Annotated in this window: 21 protein-coding genes and 1 tRNA gene; 10 read left to right on the plus strand and 12 right to left on the minus strand. The window is 76.6% G+C overall.

Annotated features, from left to right (window positions below; translation table 11 throughout):
- Positions 1-20 precede the first annotated feature (20 nt).
- Positions 21-2828, plus strand: a complete 2808-nt coding sequence (gene ppc, locus ACI78U_RS08895; RefSeq protein ID WP_456874939.1) for a phosphoenolpyruvate carboxylase — start codon at positions 21-23, stop codon at positions 2826-2828.
- On the opposite strand, the gene ACI78U_RS08900 is transcribed toward ppc, so the two are convergent.
- Complete coding sequence (locus tag ACI78U_RS08900) at positions 2825-3757, minus strand: glycosyltransferase (RefSeq protein ID WP_456874940.1); 933 nt, start codon at positions 3755-3757, stop codon at positions 2825-2827. The two genes, ppc and ACI78U_RS08900, sit on opposite strands and share 4 nt — an antisense overlap.
- A 68-nt stretch (positions 3758-3825) precedes the next feature.
- Between ACI78U_RS08900 and ACI78U_RS08905 the strand changes: the two genes are divergently transcribed.
- Complete coding sequence (locus ACI78U_RS08905) at positions 3826-4890, plus strand: inositol monophosphatase family protein (RefSeq protein ID WP_456874941.1); 1065 nt, start codon at positions 3826-3828, stop codon at positions 4888-4890.
- Here the strand turns inward: ACI78U_RS08905 and ACI78U_RS08910 are convergent.
- Positions 4887-6278 carry an FAD-dependent oxidoreductase gene (locus ACI78U_RS08910; protein WP_456874942.1) on the minus strand — a complete coding sequence of 464 codons (1392 nt, stop codon included), beginning with the start codon at positions 6276-6278 and terminating at the stop codon, positions 4887-4889. The genes ACI78U_RS08905 and ACI78U_RS08910 overlap by 4 nt on opposite strands.
- Before the next feature lie 80 nt (positions 6279-6358).
- Here ACI78U_RS08910 and ACI78U_RS08915 point away from each other — a divergent pair, with 80 nt between their 5' ends.
- Positions 6359-6670, plus strand: a complete 312-nt coding sequence (locus ACI78U_RS08915) for a putative quinol monooxygenase (protein WP_456874943.1) — start codon at positions 6359-6361, stop codon at positions 6668-6670.
- 83 nt (positions 6671-6753) lie between these two features.
- Here the strand turns inward: ACI78U_RS08915 and ACI78U_RS08920 are convergent, their stop codons facing one another.
- The 4 genes from ACI78U_RS08920 to ACI78U_RS08935 form a co-directional block, all read right to left on the minus strand.
- Positions 6754-7563, minus strand: a complete 810-nt coding sequence (locus tag ACI78U_RS08920) for an Fpg/Nei family DNA glycosylase (protein ID WP_456874944.1) — start codon at positions 7561-7563, stop codon at positions 6754-6756.
- On the minus strand, positions 7556-8929 hold the full coding sequence (locus tag ACI78U_RS08925) for a cryptochrome/photolyase family protein (RefSeq protein WP_456874945.1): 1374 nt from the start codon (positions 8927-8929) through the stop codon (positions 7556-7558). The genes ACI78U_RS08920 and ACI78U_RS08925 overlap by 8 nt, the downstream gene beginning before the upstream one ends.
- A gap of 48 nt (positions 8930-8977) precedes the next feature.
- Positions 8978-9298 (minus strand): GNAT family N-acetyltransferase, encoded by a 321-nt coding sequence (locus ACI78U_RS08930; RefSeq protein ID WP_456874946.1) that lies wholly within the window; start codon positions 9296-9298, stop codon positions 8978-8980.
- A gap of 130 nt (positions 9299-9428) precedes the next feature.
- Positions 9429-9725, minus strand: a complete 297-nt coding sequence (locus tag ACI78U_RS08935; RefSeq protein ID WP_456874947.1) for a hypothetical protein — start codon at positions 9723-9725, stop codon at positions 9429-9431.
- A gap of 446 nt (positions 9726-10171) precedes the next feature.
- Here ACI78U_RS08935 and ACI78U_RS08940 point away from each other — a divergent pair, with 446 nt between their 5' ends.
- Positions 10172-10621 carry a hypothetical protein gene (locus ACI78U_RS08940; RefSeq protein ID WP_456874948.1) on the plus strand — a complete coding sequence of 150 codons (450 nt, stop codon included), beginning with the start codon at positions 10172-10174 and terminating at the stop codon, positions 10619-10621.
- Positions 10622-10716: 95 nt separating this feature from the next.
- On the opposite strand, the gene ACI78U_RS08945 is transcribed toward ACI78U_RS08940, so the two are convergent.
- Positions 10717-10792, minus strand: a tRNA-Arg gene (locus ACI78U_RS08945).
- A 93-nt stretch (positions 10793-10885) separates the two neighbouring features.
- On the opposite strand from ACI78U_RS08945, the gene ACI78U_RS08950 reads away from it, so the two are divergent.
- Entirely contained in the window at positions 10886-11215 is a 330-nt protein-coding gene (locus ACI78U_RS08950; protein WP_456874949.1) for a hypothetical protein, read from the plus strand.
- On the opposite strand, the gene ACI78U_RS08955 is transcribed toward ACI78U_RS08950, so the two are convergent.
- A complete protein-coding gene (locus ACI78U_RS08955; protein WP_456874950.1) occupies positions 11151-12020 on the minus strand; it encodes an alpha/beta fold hydrolase in 870 nt (289 codons plus the stop codon). The two genes, ACI78U_RS08950 and ACI78U_RS08955, sit on opposite strands and share 65 nt — an antisense overlap.
- A 98-nt stretch (positions 12021-12118) precedes the next feature.
- Between ACI78U_RS08955 and ACI78U_RS08960 the strand changes: the two genes are divergently transcribed.
- Genes ACI78U_RS08960 through ACI78U_RS08975 form a run of 4 tightly spaced genes read left to right on the plus strand, consistent with a single transcriptional unit; the run spans position 12119 to position 14751 of the window.
- Entirely contained in the window at positions 12119-12568 is a 450-nt protein-coding gene (locus tag ACI78U_RS08960) for an SRPBCC family protein (protein ID WP_456874951.1), read from the plus strand.
- A gap of 41 nt (positions 12569-12609) precedes the next feature.
- Positions 12610-13464, plus strand: coding sequence for an NAD-dependent protein deacetylase (locus ACI78U_RS08965; protein ID WP_456874952.1), 855 nt, complete (start codon positions 12610-12612; stop codon positions 13462-13464).
- Positions 13461-13757: a biopolymer transporter Tol gene (locus ACI78U_RS08970; RefSeq protein ID WP_456874953.1), complete on the plus strand. Its 297-nt coding sequence runs from the start codon at positions 13461-13463 to the stop codon at positions 13755-13757. The genes ACI78U_RS08965 and ACI78U_RS08970 overlap by 4 nt, the downstream gene beginning before the upstream one ends.
- A gap of 31 nt (positions 13758-13788) precedes the next feature.
- The gene (locus ACI78U_RS08975) at positions 13789-14751 is read left to right on the plus strand and encodes an MSMEG_6728 family protein (RefSeq protein WP_456874954.1); all 963 of its coding nucleotides are present in this window, start codon (positions 13789-13791) and stop codon (positions 14749-14751) included.
- On the opposite strand, the gene ACI78U_RS08980 is transcribed toward ACI78U_RS08975, so the two are convergent.
- Genes ACI78U_RS08980 through ACI78U_RS08990 form a run of 3 tightly spaced genes read right to left on the minus strand, consistent with a single transcriptional unit; the run spans position 14721 to position 16311 of the window.
- Entirely contained in the window at positions 14721-15539 is an 819-nt protein-coding gene (locus tag ACI78U_RS08980) for a phosphotransferase family protein (protein ID WP_456874955.1), read from the minus strand. The two genes, ACI78U_RS08975 and ACI78U_RS08980, sit on opposite strands and share 31 nt — an antisense overlap.
- A complete protein-coding gene (locus ACI78U_RS08985; protein WP_456874956.1) occupies positions 15536-15955 on the minus strand; it encodes a PaaI family thioesterase in 420 nt (139 codons plus the stop codon). Before ACI78U_RS08985 ends, ACI78U_RS08980 begins: the two co-directional genes overlap by 4 nt.
- Positions 15952-16311 (minus strand): VOC family protein, encoded by a 360-nt coding sequence (locus ACI78U_RS08990; RefSeq protein ID WP_456874957.1) that lies wholly within the window; start codon positions 16309-16311, stop codon positions 15952-15954. Before ACI78U_RS08990 ends, ACI78U_RS08985 begins: the two co-directional genes overlap by 4 nt.
- Before the next feature lie 90 nt (positions 16312-16401).
- Between ACI78U_RS08990 and ACI78U_RS08995 the strand changes: the two genes are divergently transcribed.
- The gene (locus ACI78U_RS08995; protein WP_456874958.1) at positions 16402-17094 is read left to right on the plus strand and encodes a YbaK/EbsC family protein; all 693 of its coding nucleotides are present in this window, start codon (positions 16402-16404) and stop codon (positions 17092-17094) included.
- On the opposite strand, the gene mscL is transcribed toward ACI78U_RS08995, so the two are convergent.
- Positions 17091-17531: a large conductance mechanosensitive channel protein MscL gene (gene mscL, locus ACI78U_RS09000; RefSeq protein WP_456874959.1), complete on the minus strand. Its 441-nt coding sequence runs from the start codon at positions 17529-17531 to the stop codon at positions 17091-17093. The genes ACI78U_RS08995 and mscL overlap by 4 nt on opposite strands.
- Between the last annotated feature and the right edge of the window lie 31 nt (positions 17532-17562).

Here is a 17562-nt window from a genome sequence, read left to right on the forward strand (position 1 = left end):
GGGCGGTCGATACTGCGGCCATGTCGGAAGCCACCGTCGACGTCGCCGACCTCCGCCTGCCCGGGCGCGTCCCCGAGGGGAACGGCCGGGCCGACGACGCCCCGCTGCGCGAGGACATCCGGTTGCTGGGCCGGGTGCTCGGCGAGGTCATCCGCGAGCAGTCCGGCGACGACGTGCTGGACCTGGTCGAGTCCACCCGGCTGCAGGCGTTCGCGGTGCGCCGCTCGGAGGCCGACCGCGCCGGCCTCGCGCACCGCCTGGGCGACCTCGACGTGCGGGCCGCCAACCACGTCATCCGCGCGTTCAGCCACTTCTCGCTGCTGGCCAACCTCGCCGAGGACCTGCACCACGAGCGCCGCCGCCGGCACCACCGCCGCGCCGGGTCGCCGCCCCAGCCCGGCAGCCTGGCGGCCACCTTCGCGCTGCTCGACCGCGCCGGCCTCGACCCCGACGTCGTCGCGCGCGAGCTGGCCGGCGCGCTGGTGGTCCCGGTGGTCACCGCCCACCCCACCGAGGTGCGGCGCAAGACGATCTCCCAGGTGCAGCACCAGGTCACCGAGCTGATCCGGCAGCGCGACCGGATGGCGCCGGGCGAGGTCGACGAGGCCGCCTGGTCCGGGGCGCTGGAGCGCTCGGTGCTCACGCTCTGGCAGACGGCGCTGCTGCGGCTGTCGCGGCTGCGGCTGACCGACGAGATCGACGAGGCGCTGCGCTACTACGACCTGTCGCTGTTCCGGGTGGTGCCGGAGATCAACGCCGACCTGCGCCGGGAGCTGGGCGCGCGCTGGCCCGGCAGCGGCCTGCCCACCCGGCCGGTGCTGCAGCCGGGCTCGTGGATCGGCGGCGACCGCGACGGCAACCCGTTCGTCACCGCCGACGCCGTCCGCCGGGCCAGCACCCGGCACGCCGAGACGGCGCTGTCCCACCACCTCGCCGAGCTCGTCGAGCTCTACCGCGAGCTGTCGATGTCCGACCGGCTGGTGACGCCGACGCCGCAGCTGGCGCACCTGGCCGAGGCCTCGCGCGACGACTCGCCGTTCCGCGCCGACGAGCCCTACCGGCGCGCGGTCAACGGCATCCACGCCCGGCTGGCGGCCACCGCGCGGCGGGTCCTCGGGCGGGTGCCGGGCGTCCCGCCGATCGCCGACCTGCCGCCCTACGACGACCCGGACGAGCTGCTCGCCGACCTCGCCGTCGTCGACGCCTCGCTGCGCAGCCACGGCGCCGGGGCGCTGGCCGACGACCGGCTGGCCCGGCTGCGCGACGCCGTCGAGGTCTTCGGGTTCCACCTCGCCGGGCTCGACATGCGGCAGAACTCCGCGGTCCACGAGGAGGTCGTCGCGGAGCTGCTGGCCTGGGCCGGGGTGTGCGCCGACTACGCCGCGCTCGACGAGGCGGCGCGGGTGGAGCTGCTCGCCGGTGAGCTGCGGATGCGGCGGCCGCTGGTGCGCCCGGACGCCCAGCTCTCCGAGCTCGCCCGCGGCGAGCTCGACCTGCTGGTCGCCGCGGCCGAGCAGGTGGCGCTGCTGGGTCCGCGGGCGATCCCGAACTACGTGATCAGCATGTGCGAGTCGGTCAGCGACGTGCTCGAGGTCGCCGTCCTGCTCAAGGAGGTCGGCCTGCTCGACCCCGACGGCGAGGACGGGCCCAGCTGCCCGGTCGGCATCTCGCCGCTGTTCGAGACGATCGCCGACCTGCAGGGCGCGGGCGAGACGATGACCGCCGTGCTCGCCCAGCCGCTGTACCGGGCGCTGGTGGCCGCCCGCGGCGACGCGCAGGAGGTCATGCTCGGCTACTCCGACAGCAACAAGGACGGCGGCTACCTCGCGGCCAACTGGGCGCTGTACCGGGCCGAGCTCGCGCTGGTGGAGGTGGCGCGGCGGGAGGGCGTGCGGATCCGGCTGTTCCACGGCCGCGGCGGCACGGTCGGCCGCGGCGGCGGGCCCAGCTACGAGGCCATCCGCGCCCAGCCGCCCGGCGCGGTGGCCGGCGCGCTGCGGATCACCGAGCAGGGCGAGGTCATCGCGGCCAAGTACGGGGAGCCCGACCTCGCGCGGCGCAACCTCGAGGCGCTGGTCGCGGCCACCCTGGAGGCCACGCTGCTCGACGTCGAGGGGCTCGGCGACGACGCCGAGGAGGCCTACGCGCTGCTCGACGACCTCGCCGCACGCGCGCAGGCCGCCTACCGGGCGCTGGTGCACGAGACCCCCGGCTTCGTGGACTGGTTCCGCGCCGCGACGCCGATCCGCGAGCTGGCCGAGCTCAACATCGGCAGCCGCCCGCCCTCGCGCAAGGCGGGCGACCGGATCGCCGACCTGCGGGCCATCCCGTGGGTGTTCAGCTGGTCGCAGGCGCGGATCATGCTGCCCGGCTGGTACGGCACCGGGACGGCGCTGGAGTCGTGGATCGACGGCGACCCGGCGCGCCTGGCCCGGCTGCAGGAGCTGCACCGGCGCTGGCCGTTCCTGCGCACGGTCCTGTCGAACATGGGCATGGTGCTGGCCAAGACCGACCTCGACCTCGCCGCCCGCTACGCCGGGCTGGTGCCCGACGAGGAGCTGCGGGCGCGGGTGTTCGACCAGATCACCGCCGAGCACGAGCGCACCTGCCGGGTGCTGCTGGCCGTCACCGGCGACGACCACCTGCTGGCCGACAACCCGTCGCTGGTGCGCTCGATCCGCAATCGGTTCCCCTACCTGGAGCCGCTGCACCACCTGCAGGTGGAGATGCTGCGCCGCCGCCGCACCGGCGACGACGACGAGCTGGTGCGCCGCAACATCCAGCTGACGATCAACGGGATCGCGACGGCGCTGCGGAACTCGGGCTAGAGTCCGGTCACCGGCACGCGGTGGCGGTCGAGCCAGGCGGCCAGCCGGTCGGCGTCCCACGGCCGGCGGCGCCGGGCGGCGGCGAGGACCAGTGCACGGGGGAGCTCGAGGAGGGCCAGCGCGATGCCGGCGGCGCCGGCCGGGTCGCCCCCGCGCAGGTGTTCCGCGACCGCCCGGGGCCGCCGGGCGAGGAAGGCCGCCGTCTCACGGACCGGCCGGCGGGCGTGCAGGGGCACCAGCACCTGCGCCGTGCGGGCGTAGTGCCACTCGCGCAGCAGCCCGGCGCGCGGCCCGTCCTTGCCGTGCCGGAAGCGGGTGCCGGGGACGCGCAGCAGCAGGTGCCCGGCGGCGCGCAGCCGCAACGAGGCGTCGCGGTCCTCGTTGTAGAAGAAGTACAGCGGGTCGAACCCGCCGGCGGCCAGGAACTCCTCGCGGCGGACCAGCAGCGCGGTGCCCGGCAGGTCGTCGGCGGGGAACGGCGGGCCGGGCGGGTCGTCGTCCTCGCCGGGGCCCTCGACGGCGGGAGCCGCCCAGATCGCCCGGGGCTCGGCGTCGAGGACCTCGGCCAGCCGGTGCAGCATGCCCGGCTCCGGCTCGCCGTCGGAGTTGAGCAGCGCGACGTAGCGGCCGCGGCAGGCGTCGAGCGCGAGGTCCATGGCACGGGCGAAGCCGAGGTTGCGCGGCGCGCGGAGCACCCGCCGCTCGGCGCCGGGGTGGTCCTCGCGCAGGTGCCGGCGGGCGGCGGCGGAGGTCTCCGGCGCGGGGTCGTTCTCCACCAGCACCGCGCGGCCGCACCAGCCCGGGCCGGTGGCCGCCACCAGCGCCGCGTGGTGGCGGGCGAGCAGCTCGGGCGGCTCGCGGTGCACGAGGAGGACGACGTCGACGTCGTCGATGCCGGTGCGCGCCGGCCGGGGCGGGGAGACGGTCACCGGGGCGCCCTACCCGGCGGGCCCCGGTGGCCTACCGTGCCGGTCAGGGGTCGGACGGCGGGGGGACCGTGACGGACACGATGCGGACGGCGGCCTCGGGGGCCGACCTGCGGGCCGCCGCGGCGCTGCTCGGCGTGAGCCCCGCGGCGCTGGCCGCCGAGCTGCTCGACCCGGGGGCCCGCCTCCTGGTCGCCGACTCGTCCGCCGCGCACCTGCGCCGGCGCTGGACCGACGAGGGCACCACCGAGGCCGTCGTCCTGCACCGGTCCACCGCGGTGACCGGCCGGGCCGCGCTGCTCGCCGTCGCCTCCGCCTGGGGGTGCTCGTCGGTCCGCGACGCCGGCACCGGTCGGGTGCTCGAGGTCGCGGCCCCGCCGGAGGACGCGCCGCTGACCGAGCGCTTCGCGCACGCGGCCGCGCTCGCCGCCACCCGCGTGGAGATGGCGGTGGCGCTCGCCCGCGACACCGGGCGCGACCACCGCAAGGACGACGGCAGCTGGTCGATCGCTGCCGACGAGGCCGCGCACGCCGCCGCGGCCGGGGTGCTGGCCCCGCTGGGCGTGCCGGTGCTGTCGGAGGAGCGGGCCGACCCGTCGGTGCGCGAGGACCAGCCGTGGATCGTGCTCGACCCGCTCGACGGCACCGGCAACTTCCGCGCCGGGCTGCCGCCGTGGGCGTTCTCCGCCGCGCTGGTGCACCGCGGCGAGGCGGTGGCGGGGCTGGTGGTCGACCTGTCGTCGGGACGGCGCTGGTCCGGGACCGCGGGCGCGGGCGCCTGGCGCGACGGGGTCCCGGCGCGGGTGCGGGAGGGCAGCACCGTCGTCGCACCGTCGGGCCGGGTGGTGCGGGTGCCGGCGACCGCCGCGCGGGTGCGGATCACCGGCTGCACCGCCGTCGACCTGTGCCTGGTCGCCGACGGGTCGGCCGGCGCGTGGCACGACCTCGACCGCAGCGGCACGCACGTGCACGACGTCGCCGGCGCCCTGGCCGTGCTGGCCGGGGCCGGCGGGGTGGCGCTGACCGCCGACGGCGCCCCGCTGCGGCTGCGGCCGGACACCGGGACGCTGATCCGCTTCGTCGCCGCGGCGTCCGACCGGGCCGCGCGGGCCCTGATCGCCGCGGTGCGGGCCTAGCGTCCGGCTGCGGCCCGCACCGCCGACAGCAGCGACTCCCGCTCGTGCAGCGTGGTGCGCGCCCGGCCCCGGGTGGCGCCCAGCGCCACCTCGGCGGCGTCGATCGCCCGCCAGTCCTCCAGCAGCACCGGCTCGGCGCCGCGGGCCCGCAGCGTCTGCACCAGGTCGTCGCGGTCGCCCGAGGGGCGGATGACGCCGGCCTCCGCGTCGGCCAGCAGGGACGCGACGGTCTCGCGAGCGTCGTGCTTGTTGGTGCCGACCACGCCGGTGGGGCCGCGCTTGATCCAGCCGGCCACGTACTCGCCGGTCGAGGGGGCGCCGCCGCGGACCACCCGGCCGTCCTCGTTGGGCACGGTGCCGGTGCGCTGGTCGACCGGCAGCCCGGGCAGGCCCTCCCCGCGGTAGCCGACCGAGCGCACCACCAGGTCGGCGGGCAGCACCTCGTACTCGCCGGTGCCGGCCGCGCGGCCGTCGTCGCCGACCGTCGTCCGCTCGACCTCCACGCCGGTGACCCGGTCGGCGCCGAGCAGGCGCACCGGACGGCGGTAGAAGCGCAACCGCAGCCGGACCCGGCCGGGCTCGGGGCGGTGGGCGGCCCACTCGCGCAGGACGGCGAGGTTGCGGCTGGCGTTGCGGTCGCCGGCGATCCGCTCCTCGGCCGCCGGGGTGAGCTCGAGGTCGGCCGGGTCGACCAGCACCGTGGCCCGGTCCAGCCCGTCGAGCTCGCGCAGCTCCATGGTGGTGAAGCTGGCGTGCGCGGGGCCGCGCCGGCCGAGCACGGTGACCTCCTCGACCGGGGCCGCGGCGAGGGTGTCGAGCACGTGCTGGGGCATGTCGGTGGGCTCGAGCTCCTGCGGGGCGCGGGCGAGCACGCGGGCGACGTCGAGGGCGACGTTGCCGACGCCGACGACGACGGCGCGGCGCACCCCGGCGAGCGCCGCCTCGACCTTCCCGCGTTCGGCGTCGGGGTGGCCGCAGTACCAGGCGACCAGGTCGGTGGCGGCGAGACTGCCGGGCAGGTCCTCGCCGTCGATGGACAGCGGGCGGTCCAGCGCCGCGCCATAGGTGTAGACGACGGCGTCGACGTGCGCGCGCAGGTCGTCGAGGGTGATGTCGGTGCCCACCTCCACGTTGCCGACGAAGCGCACGCCGGGGTCGTCGAGCGCCCGGTGCAGGGTGTCGCGGATGGCGCGCATCTTCGGGTGGTCGGGCGCGATGCCGTGCCGGACCAGGCCGAAGGGGGTGGGCAGCCGGTCGAGCAGGTCGACGGTCACCGGGACCGGCGCGCGGCGGGTCAGGGCCTCCGCGGTGTAGATGCCGGCCGGGCCGGCGCCCACCACGGCGACCCGCAGCGGCCGGTCGACTTCCGGAGCACTCTCGTCCGCCACGACTGGGATCCTGGCCCGGTGGGGTAGTGGTGCGCCAGATCACCGTCCACAACACACCGCACCGCCGGAGGGGACCGCCCGTGTCCGTCGTCGTCGTCGCCACCATCAGCCCCAAGCCCGAGCACGCCGACGAGGTCCGCCAGGCCGTCCTCGACACCGTGCCGCGGGTGCACGAGGAGCCCGGCTGCGAGCGCTACTCGCTGCACCAGGGCCGCGACGGCGCGCTGGTGATGGTGGAGAAGTGGGAGAGCCCGGAGGCGCTGGCCGCGCACGGGAAGGCCGAGCCGCTCAGCGCACTGTCGGGGCGGCTCGAGGGCAAGCTGACCGAGCGGCCGTCGGTCACCGTCCTCGACGCGGTGCCCGCCGGCGACCCCGCCAAGGGCGCCCTCTGACGCCTGCCCCCTCCGTCGAGATCACGTGATCTCGACGCTGTGAGCCGTCCTGGGCGCCGAGATCACGTGATCTCGGCCGGCGCTCACACGGCCTGGCAGACGGGGCACCAGTAGAGGTTGCGGCCGACCATCTCCTCGGTCCGCACCTCGGTGGCGCAGATCCGGCAGGGCAGCCCGGTGCGCCGGTACACGTAGTGCGCGTCCTCGCGGCGCACCGCGCCCGACCGGCGGGAGCGGTCGGCCGGGTGCGTCGTGACGATCCGGCCCATCCGGACGCCGGCGCGCATGAGCACGACCAGGTCGTCCCAGAGCGCCTGCCACTCCTGCTCGCCGACGTCGCGGCCGGGCCGGAACGGTGAGATGCGGTGCCGGAAGAGGATCTCGGCGCGGTAGACGTTGCCGACCCCGGCCAGCACCGACTGGTCCATCAGCAGCGCGCCGACCGCCGTCCGGCTGCGGCCCACCCGCGCGTGGGACAGCGGCCCGCCGCGGCGGGTGCGCAGCGGGTCGGGGCCGAGCCGGTCCAGGATCGAGTCGACCTCGGGCTGGGTGAGGACGTCGCAGGTCGTGGCGCCGCGCAGGTCGGTCCACACGCCCTCGCCCTTCGGCCCGTCGGCCGTCCAGCGCATGCGCAGCGCCCCGCGCGGGGGCGGCGGGTCACCGGGCCCGGTGGTGTAGGTGCCGTACAGGCCCAGGTGCACGTGCAGGACGTGCCCGCCGAAGTCGGCGAACAGGTGCTTGCCGTAGCTGGTGACCTCCTCGAGCACGCGGCCGTCGAGCAGCGCGGCCCCGGCGGCGAAGCGGCCCTGCGGGCTGGTCACGTGCACCGGGCGGCCGGCGAACAGCTCCGACTGCTCCCGCGCCAGCCGGAACAGGGTGTGGCCCTCAGGCACCGCGCACCGCCTGGTACCGGGCCAGCGCCACCTGGCGCTCCTCGGCGTGGTCGACGACCGGCGCGGGATAGCCCTCGGGGGGCCCGCCGGGCATGGTCCACGGCTCGTGCACGTACCGGTCGGGGACCTCCCGCAGCTCGGGCACCCAGCGCCGCACGTAGACGCCGTCGGGGTCGAACTGCTGGCCCTGCCGGGTCGGGTTGAACACCCGGTAGTACGGCGAGGGGTCGGTGCCGGTGCCGGCCACCCACTGCCAGCCGTGGTGGTTGCTCGCGAGGTCGCCGTCGACGAGGTGGTCGAGGAAGTGGCGGGCGCCGCGCCGCCAGTCGATGTGCAGGTCCTTGACCAGGAACGACGCCACGACCATCCGCACCCGGTTGTGCACGTAGGCCTCGCCGTGCAGCTGCCGCATCCCGGCGTCGACGATCGGGTAGCCGGTGCGGCCCTGCGCCCAGGCGGCGAAGTGCTCCTCGGCCACCGGGCCGGTGTCGTACTGCATCCGGCTCATCTCGGGGTTGAACGGCTCGCGGGCGGTCTCGGGGCGCTGCCAGAGGACGTCGGCGTAGAAGTCCCGCCAGATCAGCTCGCCGACGAACTTGTCCACGGCCTCGGCGTGCTCCTCCCCGAGCTGCTGCGCCTCGGCGACCAGCGTGCGCGGGTGCACGGTGCCGTACTTCAGGTGCGCCGAGAGCCGGCTGGTGCCGTCGGAGCCGGGGGTGTTGCGGCCGGCGGCGTAGCCGAGCAGCCGCTGGTCGCGGAACAGCGCCCACGCGTCGAGGCCGGCCCGCTCCCCGGCCGGGGGCAGCACGGTGCCGCCGAGGTCCTGCGCGGGCGGCAGGTCGCCGGTGGGGACGCCGTCGGCCCAGGCGACGCCGTCCGGCCGGGGCGCGGGGGAGTGCAGCCCGCGGGCGCGCCAGGCGCGGGCGAAGGGCGAGTAGACCTTGAACGGCGTGCCGTCGTCCTTGGTCAGCCGGCCGGGGGTGACGCCGTAGGGCGAGCCGGTGCGCACGAACGGGACCGCGCCGAGCGCCTCCTCGACGGCGGCGTCGCGGGCGCGGCCGTAGACGCCGGCGTCCGCGGACACGTGCACACTGGCGGCGCCGGTCTCGCGGACCAGGTCGGGCAGCACCCGCGCCGGGTCGCCCGGGCGGACGACCAGCGCCCCGCCGGTCTGCTCGCGCAGGTCGGCCAGACAGCCGCGCAGGAACTCCCGCCGCGGCCGGCCCGAGGTCTCCCACAGCCGCGGGTCGACGACGAAGGCGGGCACCACGGTCCCGCCGGCGCCCGCGGCGTCGATCGCGGCCAGCAGCGCCGGGTGGTCGGTGAGCCGGAGGTCGCGGCGGAACCAGAGCAGTGCTGTCGGCACCCGCGCCAGGTTATGTCTCCCGGCGCGGGACCGCAGGTCAGCGCCCGGTCAGCGGTCGGCGGTGGCCAGCCCGAACTGGGGCTTGTCCTCGTCGGCGACCAGGTCCAGCGCCTCCGGGTGCTGCTGGATGTAGTGGCGCACGAAGGAGCAGTAGGGGAGGACGGTCAGCCCCCGCTCGCGGGCGGCGTCGAGGACGCCCCGCACCAGGGCCTTGCCGAGCCCCTGGCCACCCATCGCCGGGTCCACCTCGGTGTGCGGCAGGGCCATCGTGCCGTTCTCGACGTGGTAGCTGGCCAGCCCGACGACGCGCTCGCCGACCCGCACCTCGAAGCGTCCCCGTTCCGGGACGTCGACCACCGTGGTCTCCATCGTGCTGTGCCACCTCCGCATCGCCCCGGCGCCGTTGCCGGGGTTCCGTCGTGCATCTGGAACGGTAACGCCTCGGAGCCGCCAGGGTCTCCCTCGTCGGGGTGTCCCGCCGGCGGGTCGCCTCTGGCGGTCAGGGCCGGGGGTCGGTGCGCGTCCACCTGCGCTCGTCCCGGCGGCCGCCCAGCCCGGCGCGGCAGCGCCGGCAGACCGCCTGCACCTCCTCCGCGTGCCGGCCCGACTCCGGCTGCACGTCGGCCCAGCTCACGTGCGGGAAGCGGGTGAGCCGGGACCGCGACAGGGACAGCCCGCAGACGGTCTCGTTGCGTCCCCGCTCCCACGCGTGGACCTCGCCCGAGGGGTAGCGGATGCCGTCGTCGGGGTCGGTCCACTGACCGGCGGCCGCGACCGCCGCGTTGCGCGTCGCCATGGACGGTCCATACCCGCGCGGGGGCCGGGGTCGTGCGGACGCCGTGGAGCACCTGCCGGACGACCGTGCGGGCGACGGACGGTGACCCGGTCCTCCGAATGGCGTGTCGACCAGACAATGGTCCGACGAGATCGCAATTGCGTGGCGGGACCGACGAGTGACCCGTCGTGACGGGAATGGTCGATCGGGACCAAGGACCCTGTTGACACGCATGGGACACAAACGGAGTCGCTGTCACGGGGGAAACGGGGAGAACGGGGATGGGGATGTGACGCGCATTCACGATCGGTGTCCTGGCGGCTGTATTCGTCGGATCGGGTGCGGCTCCCGCACTGGCGCACGACGGTGCCGACGAAGCCGGTGACGTCGGATTCGTCCCGATCGAGGAGATCCGGCCCGACTACGACACGGCGATCACGTTCCCGGCGTGCGGCAGCGAGGTCACGATGGAACCCGGTGACGTGCGCGAGGTCGAGGCGCGGGTCACCGAGCACCCCGACGGCACGACGACCGTGGAGATCCGGGGCGCTGCCACGGTCGACCTCACCCGGGCCAGTGACCGAGCGGTGATCGACGAGCTGGACATCTCCGGGCCCGGCGTCGAGGTCTCCGGTCCCACCGGCGCGACGATCGTCCTGGAGGCCCCGTCCATCATCTTCCCGGTCGACGAGGTCCAGCAGGCCGCGTGGGACGCCGCGGGACTGCCGGCGGGGAACCTCGCCTACGTGGAGAAGGGCGAAGTGGAGGTCCGGGTCGACGTGGACGCCGAGGGTGTCCCGGTGTCCGAGGAATGGGTGCGACTGGACGCGCGGATCGTCGACCTGTGCCGCTGGTTCGACCGCGGGAATGCGTGGCACCACCACGGGGGCCACGGACGCGGATGGGGAGCGCGCTGATCCCCGGCGGATCCTGACCGCCGTCCCCGACCCCCACGGGACCGGGGCGGCGCCATTCTGCCCGGTTTCCCGCACCGCTCGACGGAATGGTCCGATGGTGCCCCCGGCAGGATTCGAACCTGCGACACACGGTTTAGGAAACCGATGCTCTATCCCCTGAGCTACGGGGGCTCGCCGGCCGGGCGGCCGGGCGGGGGTGCCGATCGAGGCTACCGGGCGACCGGAGGGGCTCCACGCGGCGTCCCCGGTGGCTACCGTCGGAGCGTGCTGCTCGCGGTGGTCGAGATCGTGGTGCTGCTGGTGGTGCTCGGCCTGCTGCTGTCCCGGCTCGGCGTGCTGTCCACGGAGCCGCGGGACCGGCGACCGACCCCGGCCCGGGCGGCCTGGGCGCCGGCGCACGACGAGGTCGACGGCCGGACCCGGGTGCTGCTGCGGCGCGCCCGCCTCGGCCCCGACGGGCTGCCGGTCGTGCTCGAGGACCGGGTGTTCACCACCTTCCCGGCCGACGACCCCGCCTGGGAGACCCGCTTCACCGAGGCGATGGCCGACGCCCGGTTCCGGTGCGGGTACCTGAACGCCGAGGAGCAGCGCTGACCTCCGCCAGCAGGTCGGCGTCCGCCTGCCGGGCCGCCTCCTCGACCAGGCGCACGATCGTCCGCGGCCGGTCGGACTGGGGCGCGTGGCCGGCCCACAGCAGCGGGACGAACCGGGAGCCCGGCACCAGCGGCAGGTAGCGCACCGTCTGCCCCGAGGCGATCCAGTCGGCCACGCCCTGGACGAGGGTGACCGGGCAGTCGATGCGGTCCATGCCCCGCGGGACGTCCACCAGCAGGGCCCACAGCAGCGTCCGCCAGTAGTCACGGGAGTCGGCGAAACCCTCCCGCGCGCCGACGGCCTCGTCGGGAGAGGTCGACCACGGGCGCGCCTTGAGCGGCGCGAGCAGCGCGGCCCGGCCCGGGGCCGAGCGGGACAGGGGGCCCACCAGCGGCGCGCCGGCGCGCATGACGACCCGCGCCAGCGCCATCCCGCTGCCCTGGTAGACCCGCTCCGGCGGCAGGTCCAGGCCCGACGGCGCGATCGCGACCACCGACCGCGCGCGGCCCCGGCGGGCCAGTTCCAGCGCGACCCGGGCACCCAGCGAGTTGCCCAGGACGTGCACGCCGGCGATGCCCTCGACGTCCAGGGTGCGCTCGACGGCGTCGGTGATCGCGGCGACGGTCGGGCGCTCCTCCAGGGCCGGTGACCGGCCCACCCCGGGCAGGTCGACGTCGACCACCTCGAAGCGGTCGGTCAGCAGCGGGAGGACGGCGGCGAACTCCCGCCGCGAGCTGCCCATGCCGTGCAGGAGCAGCAGGGGCTCTCCCGAGCCGGTCCGAGTGTACGAGAGCGGTGCGTCCATCCCCTCCTGGGTACCCGGCGGGCCGCGCACCGGTCGATGACGCTGGTCACGTCCGCGGCCCGGCGGCGGGGCGCCGGGGGCGCAGGCAGGATGGGCGCATGGGACAGGTCGTGGCCACTGCCGAACGCGTCGTCGCCGCCCCCGCCGACCGGGTCCGCGTGGCCCTGGCCGACTACGCCGGCACCCGGCCGCGGGTGCTGCCCGACCAGTTCAGCGACTACCGCGTCGAGGCCGGCGGGCAGGGCTCGGGCACCCGCGTGCACTGGCGGTTCGCCGCGACGTCGAAGCGGGTGCGCGAGCAGGACGTCGAGGTCAGCGAGCCCGACGGCACCCTCGTCGAGCGCGACACCCGCTCGTCGATGGTGACCACCTGGACCGTCACCCCGGCCGACCCGGGACGCAGCACCGTGCGGGTGCGCACCACCTGGGACGGCGCGAGCGGCGTCGGCGGGTTCTTCGAGCGGACCTTCGCGCCCCGGGGCCTGCGCCGCGTCTACACCGACCTGCTGGGACGGCTCGAGCGCGAGCTGGGCGGCACCACGGTCTGACGACGGCGGCGCGGCGTGCCGTCGCGGTGGACGATGGTCCGGTGACCGCCGCCCTCCCTGCCGTCGAGAACCCGGCGGCCCTCGACGAGCTGACCGGCCTGGTCGCCGACGGCGACGTCCTCGTCCTCTCCGGTGCGGGCCTCTCCACCGACTCCGGCATCCCCGACTACCGCGGCGCCACCGGCTCGCTGCGCCGGCACACGCCGATGACCTGGCAGACCTTCCGCCGGGACCCGCGCGGCCGGCACCGCTACTGGGCGCGCAGCTTCGTCGGCTGGCCGCAGATCGCCGGCGCCCGGCCCAACGCCGGGCACTCCGCCGTCGCCCGGCTGCAGCGCGCGGGCCTCGTCGGCGGCGTGGTCACCCAGAACGTCGACGGGCTGCACCAGGCCGCCGGCGCCCGCGACGTCGTCGAGCTGCACGGCGGCCTCGACCGCACCGTCTGCCTGGCCTGTGGCGACGTCGCCCCGCGGGCGGAGCTGCACCGGCGGCTGCGGGCGGCCAACCCGGCCTTCGGCCCGCGCCCCGGCGAGGTGAACCCCGACGGCGACGCCGAGCTGCCCGACGAGGTGCTCGACGGCTTCGTGATGGTCGACTGCCGCGCCTGCGGGACCGGCCAGCTCAAGCCCGACGTCGTCTTCTTCGGCGAGACCGTGCCCCGCGACCGGGTGGACACCTGCTTCCGGATGCTCGAGGAGTCCGCCGGCCTGCTCGTCCTCGGCTCCTCGCTGACGGTCATGAGCGGCTACCGGTTCGTGCTGCGCGCCGCCGAGCTCGGCATCCCGGTGGGCGTGGTCAACCTCGGGCCCACCCGCGGCGACGCCAAGGTCGACGTCAAGGTCGACGCCCCGCTCGGCGCGGTGCTGCCCGAGCTGGCCCGCCGCTGCGGGGCATGAGCCGGGATCTCTCCCGCACCGCCGACGGCCGGTGGGTCGTCGTCGACGGGCGCCGGTGGCGGACGGCGGACCCGGCGCTCCCCGACGACGTCCGCGCCCGGCTGCTCTCGCACCTGGGCGCGGCCCGTGCGGCGGTCCGGACGGCGCCCGACGAGGCGGCGCGGCGCGCCGCCCGCGACCGCGTGCAGCTGGCCAAGACGGGCCTGGGGGAGCGCGGCCCGGCCTGGTGGGACCAGGCCGACGACGCCCGCCGCGCCCGCTGGGAGGCCGCCCTGGAGGCCCTCGGCGGTTGACCCCGCGCCCGCCCGGGAAGGAGCAGCGCCGATGCAGACCTTCCTGCCGGTGGCCGACTTCGCGGAGAGCGCGCGGCTGCTGGACTCACCACGGCTGGGCAAGCAGCGCGTGGAGACGCTGCAGGTCCTGCGCGCCCTCGAGCTGCCCGACTACGGCTGGGCCTCGCACCCGGTCGTGCACATGTGGCGCGGGCGCACGGCGGCGCTGGTGGTCTACGGCCTGGCGATGGTCCGGGTGTGGCGGGAGCGCGGGTTCGCCGACAGCACGCAGACGCTGATCGCCGAGTTCGCCCCCGAGGTCGCCGACGCCCCGCAGGAGGAGCTGGCCCGCGCCGGCCTGCTGCCCTCCTGGGTGGGCGACGAGGCGCTGCACCTGTCCCACCGGTCGAACCTGCTGGCCAAGGACCCGGACTTCTACCGGCCGCTGTTCCAGCCGCTCTTCGGCGCCGAGCCCGACGACCTGCCCTACGTGTGGCCCGGCCCCGACGACCTCCCGCCCGCGCCCGGGCCCGAGGGCACCCGGGTGTGGGTCGTGCGGCCGCGGGCGCACAACGAGCTCGGCGCGTGCCTGGCGGCCGGCGTCGTGGGGCTGGGCACCCAGTCCGGGGTCGACGTCGACGCCACCGGGCTCTCCCCGGCCGAGCTGCGCGCGCTGGCCAAGGAGCTCTCCGGGCGCCGGCCGTCGAAGGACCTGCGGCAGCTGTCGGCCTTCCTCGACGAGATCCGCCCGGGCGACCCCGTGGCGCTGCCGGTCGAGCAGGGCGCCGGGCTGCTGGTCGGCGAGGTGCTCGGCGACTACCTGTTCGACGGCCGCGAGCTGCTGCCGCACCGCCGCCCGGCCCGGTGGGACCGCGTCGTCCCCCGGGCCGCGGCCCGCCCGCCCGCGACGCTGCAGGACCCGCGCGCCCTGTTCTCCGTCGTCGTCGACCCCGACGTGCTGCCGCCCTCGACGGCCGGCGTCACCTACCGCGAGCCCGCGCTGCCGCTCGTGTGAACCGCGCGGACGACGCTGGTCCACGCCTGCGCGTGCAGCCGGCGCAGCTCCAGCCACGGCGCGAGCTCGGCGTCGGACGGCCCGCCCATCGCGTCGAGCGCCGCGCGGCCGTCGAGCCGGGAGGTGAGCCGCAGGCAGGCGAGATCCCAGGCGACGGGGCCGGCGCAGGTGTCCTCCAGGTCGGTCCACCGCCACCCGGCCGGCGTGGCGAGCAGGTTGCCCGGGTGCGCGTCACCGTGCAGGACCCGCACCGGCCCGCCCAGGTGCGGCAGCACCCGCTCGACCTCCTCGGCCAGCTGTGCGCGCACGGCGGCCGGGACGCCCCAGTCGCCGGCGCGCGCGGTGGAGACGGCCAGGTCGTCGAGCGGGGTGTCGAGCGGCGTCCCGGTCACCGGCAGGCCGGCCAGCACCTCGTGCAGGTCGGTGAGCGCCACCGCCACCTCGGCCGGCGAGGGCGTCGCGGGGAGGACCTCGACGAGCGTCCAGAACGACAGCGTCAGGCCGCCGTGCTCGTGCGGGCCCGGCGGCAGCAGGTCGCTGGGCGGGACGACGGCGGCGCCGGCCGCCGCCAGCGCCGTCGCGACGGCGACCTCGCGGCCGAACGGGCGCCGCGGGTCGGGGCGCAGCCGCGGGGTCAGCGTGGCGACGCGCGCGACCACCGGCGCCGGTGCCAGGTGCACGACGGCGTTGACGCCGTCGTGCAGCACCCGCGGCTCGCGCACCCGGAGCCCGTGCGCGGCGGCCACCGCGGTGGCCGCCGCCACCGCGCGCCGGGAGCGCCCGCTCACGCCCCCGGCAGCGGGACGTTCTGCAGGCGGACCTGGCCCCGCGCGACGAGCTTGCCGTCCTCGGCGCGGGTGAGCAGCACCTGCCACAGCTGCAGGGTGCGGCCCTGCTGGACCGGCTCGGCGACGACGTCGACCCGGCCGGCGGTCACCGGCCGCAGGAAGTCGGTGCTGTTGTACACCCCGACGGCGAACTGGCCGCGCTCGGCGACCGCGACGCTGGCCCCGATCGACGCCGCCGACTCGATCACCGCGCAGTAGACCCCGCCGTGCACCACGCCCCACGGCGTGTGGTGGTCGGGGCCGAGGTCGACGGTGCCGGTGACCCGGGTGCCGCTCGCCTCGGCGACGTCGAAGCCGGTGGCGGCGACGAAGGCGCTGGCGGCGGCCCGGTCGACGGCGGGCAGGTCGGCGCTCACGCGTCCCACACCAGGCAGAAGGGGTGGCCGACCGGGTCGGCGTAGACGCGGAAGTCCCCGCCCTCGCCCGGCAGCCGCCGCGCCCCGAGGGCGAGCACCCGCGGCTCGGCCTCGTCGATGTCGGCGACCCGCACGTCGAGGTGGAACTGCTGCGGCCGCGCCGGGTCGGGCCAGTCGGGCGGGACCAGGTCGGGGGCCTGCTGGAAGGCCAGCCGGTATCCCTGACCGGTCACCACGACCCAGTCGTCGCCCGGGCCGCCCTTGCTCACCTCCATCCCGAGCAGGTCGGCGTAGAAGGTGGCGAGGGCGTGCGCGTCGGGCGCGTCGATGACGACGGAGTGCAGCTGGCCGATCATGCGGCCCATCCTGGCCGCCGCCGGGCCCACGCACCCGCCGGGATCCCGGCCGTCCGCCGCCGCGAGCCGGCCGCCGGGCAGGATCGGGGCGTGACCACCCCGCCCCCGCCCGTGCTGGGCTCGCTGACCTGGGTGCCCGCCGCCGAGCGGCCCGACCTGCTCGGCGACCCGGTCGCGGCCGCCCTGCCGTCGCTGTCCGGGCCGGCCTGGGTGGCCCCGGTCGACGACGACCTCGCCGACACCGCCGCCTTCACCGAGGCCTACGGCGTCCCGCTCGAGGCATCGGCCAACTGCGTCGTCGTGGCCACCCGCCGGGCCGGGCAGACCGCACTCGCCGCCTGCGTGGTGCTGGCAACCACCCGCGCCGACGTCAACGGCCTGGTGCGCCGGCACCTCGGTGCCCGGAAGGCGTCCTTCGCGCCGCAGGACGTCGCCGTCGCCGAGTCCGGCATGGCCTACGGCGGCATCACCCCGCTCGGGCTGCCGCCGTCGTGGCCGGTGCTGGTCGACGCGGCCGTGGCCGCCGCGGACCTCGTCGTCGTCGGCTCGGGCACGCGCGGGGCGAAGCTGGCGCTGCCCGGTGCGGTGCTCGCCGCGCTGCCGGCCGCCGAGGTCCTCGAGGGCCTCGGCCTGCCGGTCGAGGAGCCGCCGCGGTCGGCCCCGAACGCGCCGGTCGAGCGGGCGCCCGACGACCGCGACCTCGGCTGGGGCGAGCGGCCCGACGAGCGGGACCCCGACCGGCGCTGGCTCGAGGACCGCCCGCCGCACTGGGGCACCGACTAGTCGACGGGCCCCGTCCTCCCCACCCCTCGCTCGTTCGGGGCGGTGCCCTGGACGGGGCCGTTCCGCAGCAGGTCGCGGATCTCGGCGAGCAGCTCCACCTGCGTGGGCACCACCGGGCCGGCCTCCTCCCCGCGCTTGCGCCGCTCGGCGACCTTCTTCAGGGGCAGCACCACCACGACGTAGACGACCGCGGCGGTCAGCAGGAAGGTGATGACCTGGCTGATGAACGCCCCGTAGTCGAAGACCTGGCCGTCGACGGTGAACGAGCCGCCGACCTCGCCGCCGCCGGCAACCAGGTTGATCAGCGGGGTCAGGAACGAGTCGGTGAAGGCCGTCACGACGGCGGTGAACGCGGCGCCGATGACGACCGCGACCGCGAGCTCGACGACGTTGCCGCGCAGCAGGAAGTCCTTGAAGCCCTTGAGCACGGCCTCCATCTCCTCACGGCGACGCCCCGCCGGTTCAGGA

The sequence above is a fragment of the Geodermatophilus sp. SYSU D00710 genome (assembly GCF_054050195.1).

What these genes read in the sequence shown, in the direction of transcription:
- ACI78U_RS08930 (WP_456874946.1), bottom strand. Translation starts at nt 9,298, where the DNA reads ATGGAGACCACGGTGGTCGACGTCCCGGAACGGGGACGCTTCGAGGTG.
- ACI78U_RS08970 (WP_456874953.1), top strand. Translation starts at nt 13,461, where the DNA reads ATGAGCCGGGATCTCTCCCGCACCGCCGACGGCCGGTGGGTCGTCGTC.
- ACI78U_RS08955 (WP_456874950.1), bottom strand. Translation starts at nt 12,020, where the DNA reads ATGGACGCACCGCTCTCGTACACTCGGACCGGCTCGGGAGAGCCCCTG.
- ppc (WP_456874939.1), top strand. Translation starts at nt 21, where the DNA reads ATGTCGGAAGCCACCGTCGACGTCGCCGACCTCCGCCTGCCCGGGCGC.
- ACI78U_RS08960 (WP_456874951.1), top strand. Translation starts at nt 12,119, where the DNA reads ATGGGACAGGTCGTGGCCACTGCCGAACGCGTCGTCGCCGCCCCCGCC.
- ACI78U_RS08940 (WP_456874948.1), top strand. Translation starts at nt 10,172, where the DNA reads ATGGAACCCGGTGACGTGCGCGAGGTCGAGGCGCGGGTCACCGAGCAC.
- ACI78U_RS08990 (WP_456874957.1), bottom strand. Translation starts at nt 16,311, where the DNA reads ATGATCGGCCAGCTGCACTCCGTCGTCATCGACGCGCCCGACGCGCAC.
- ACI78U_RS08975 (WP_456874954.1), top strand. Translation starts at nt 13,789, where the DNA reads ATGCAGACCTTCCTGCCGGTGGCCGACTTCGCGGAGAGCGCGCGGCTG.
- mscL (WP_456874959.1), bottom strand. Translation starts at nt 17,531, where the DNA reads ATGGAGGCCGTGCTCAAGGGCTTCAAGGACTTCCTGCTGCGCGGCAAC.
- ACI78U_RS08935 (WP_456874947.1), bottom strand. Translation starts at nt 9,725, where the DNA reads ATGGCGACGCGCAACGCGGCGGTCGCGGCCGCCGGTCAGTGGACCGAC.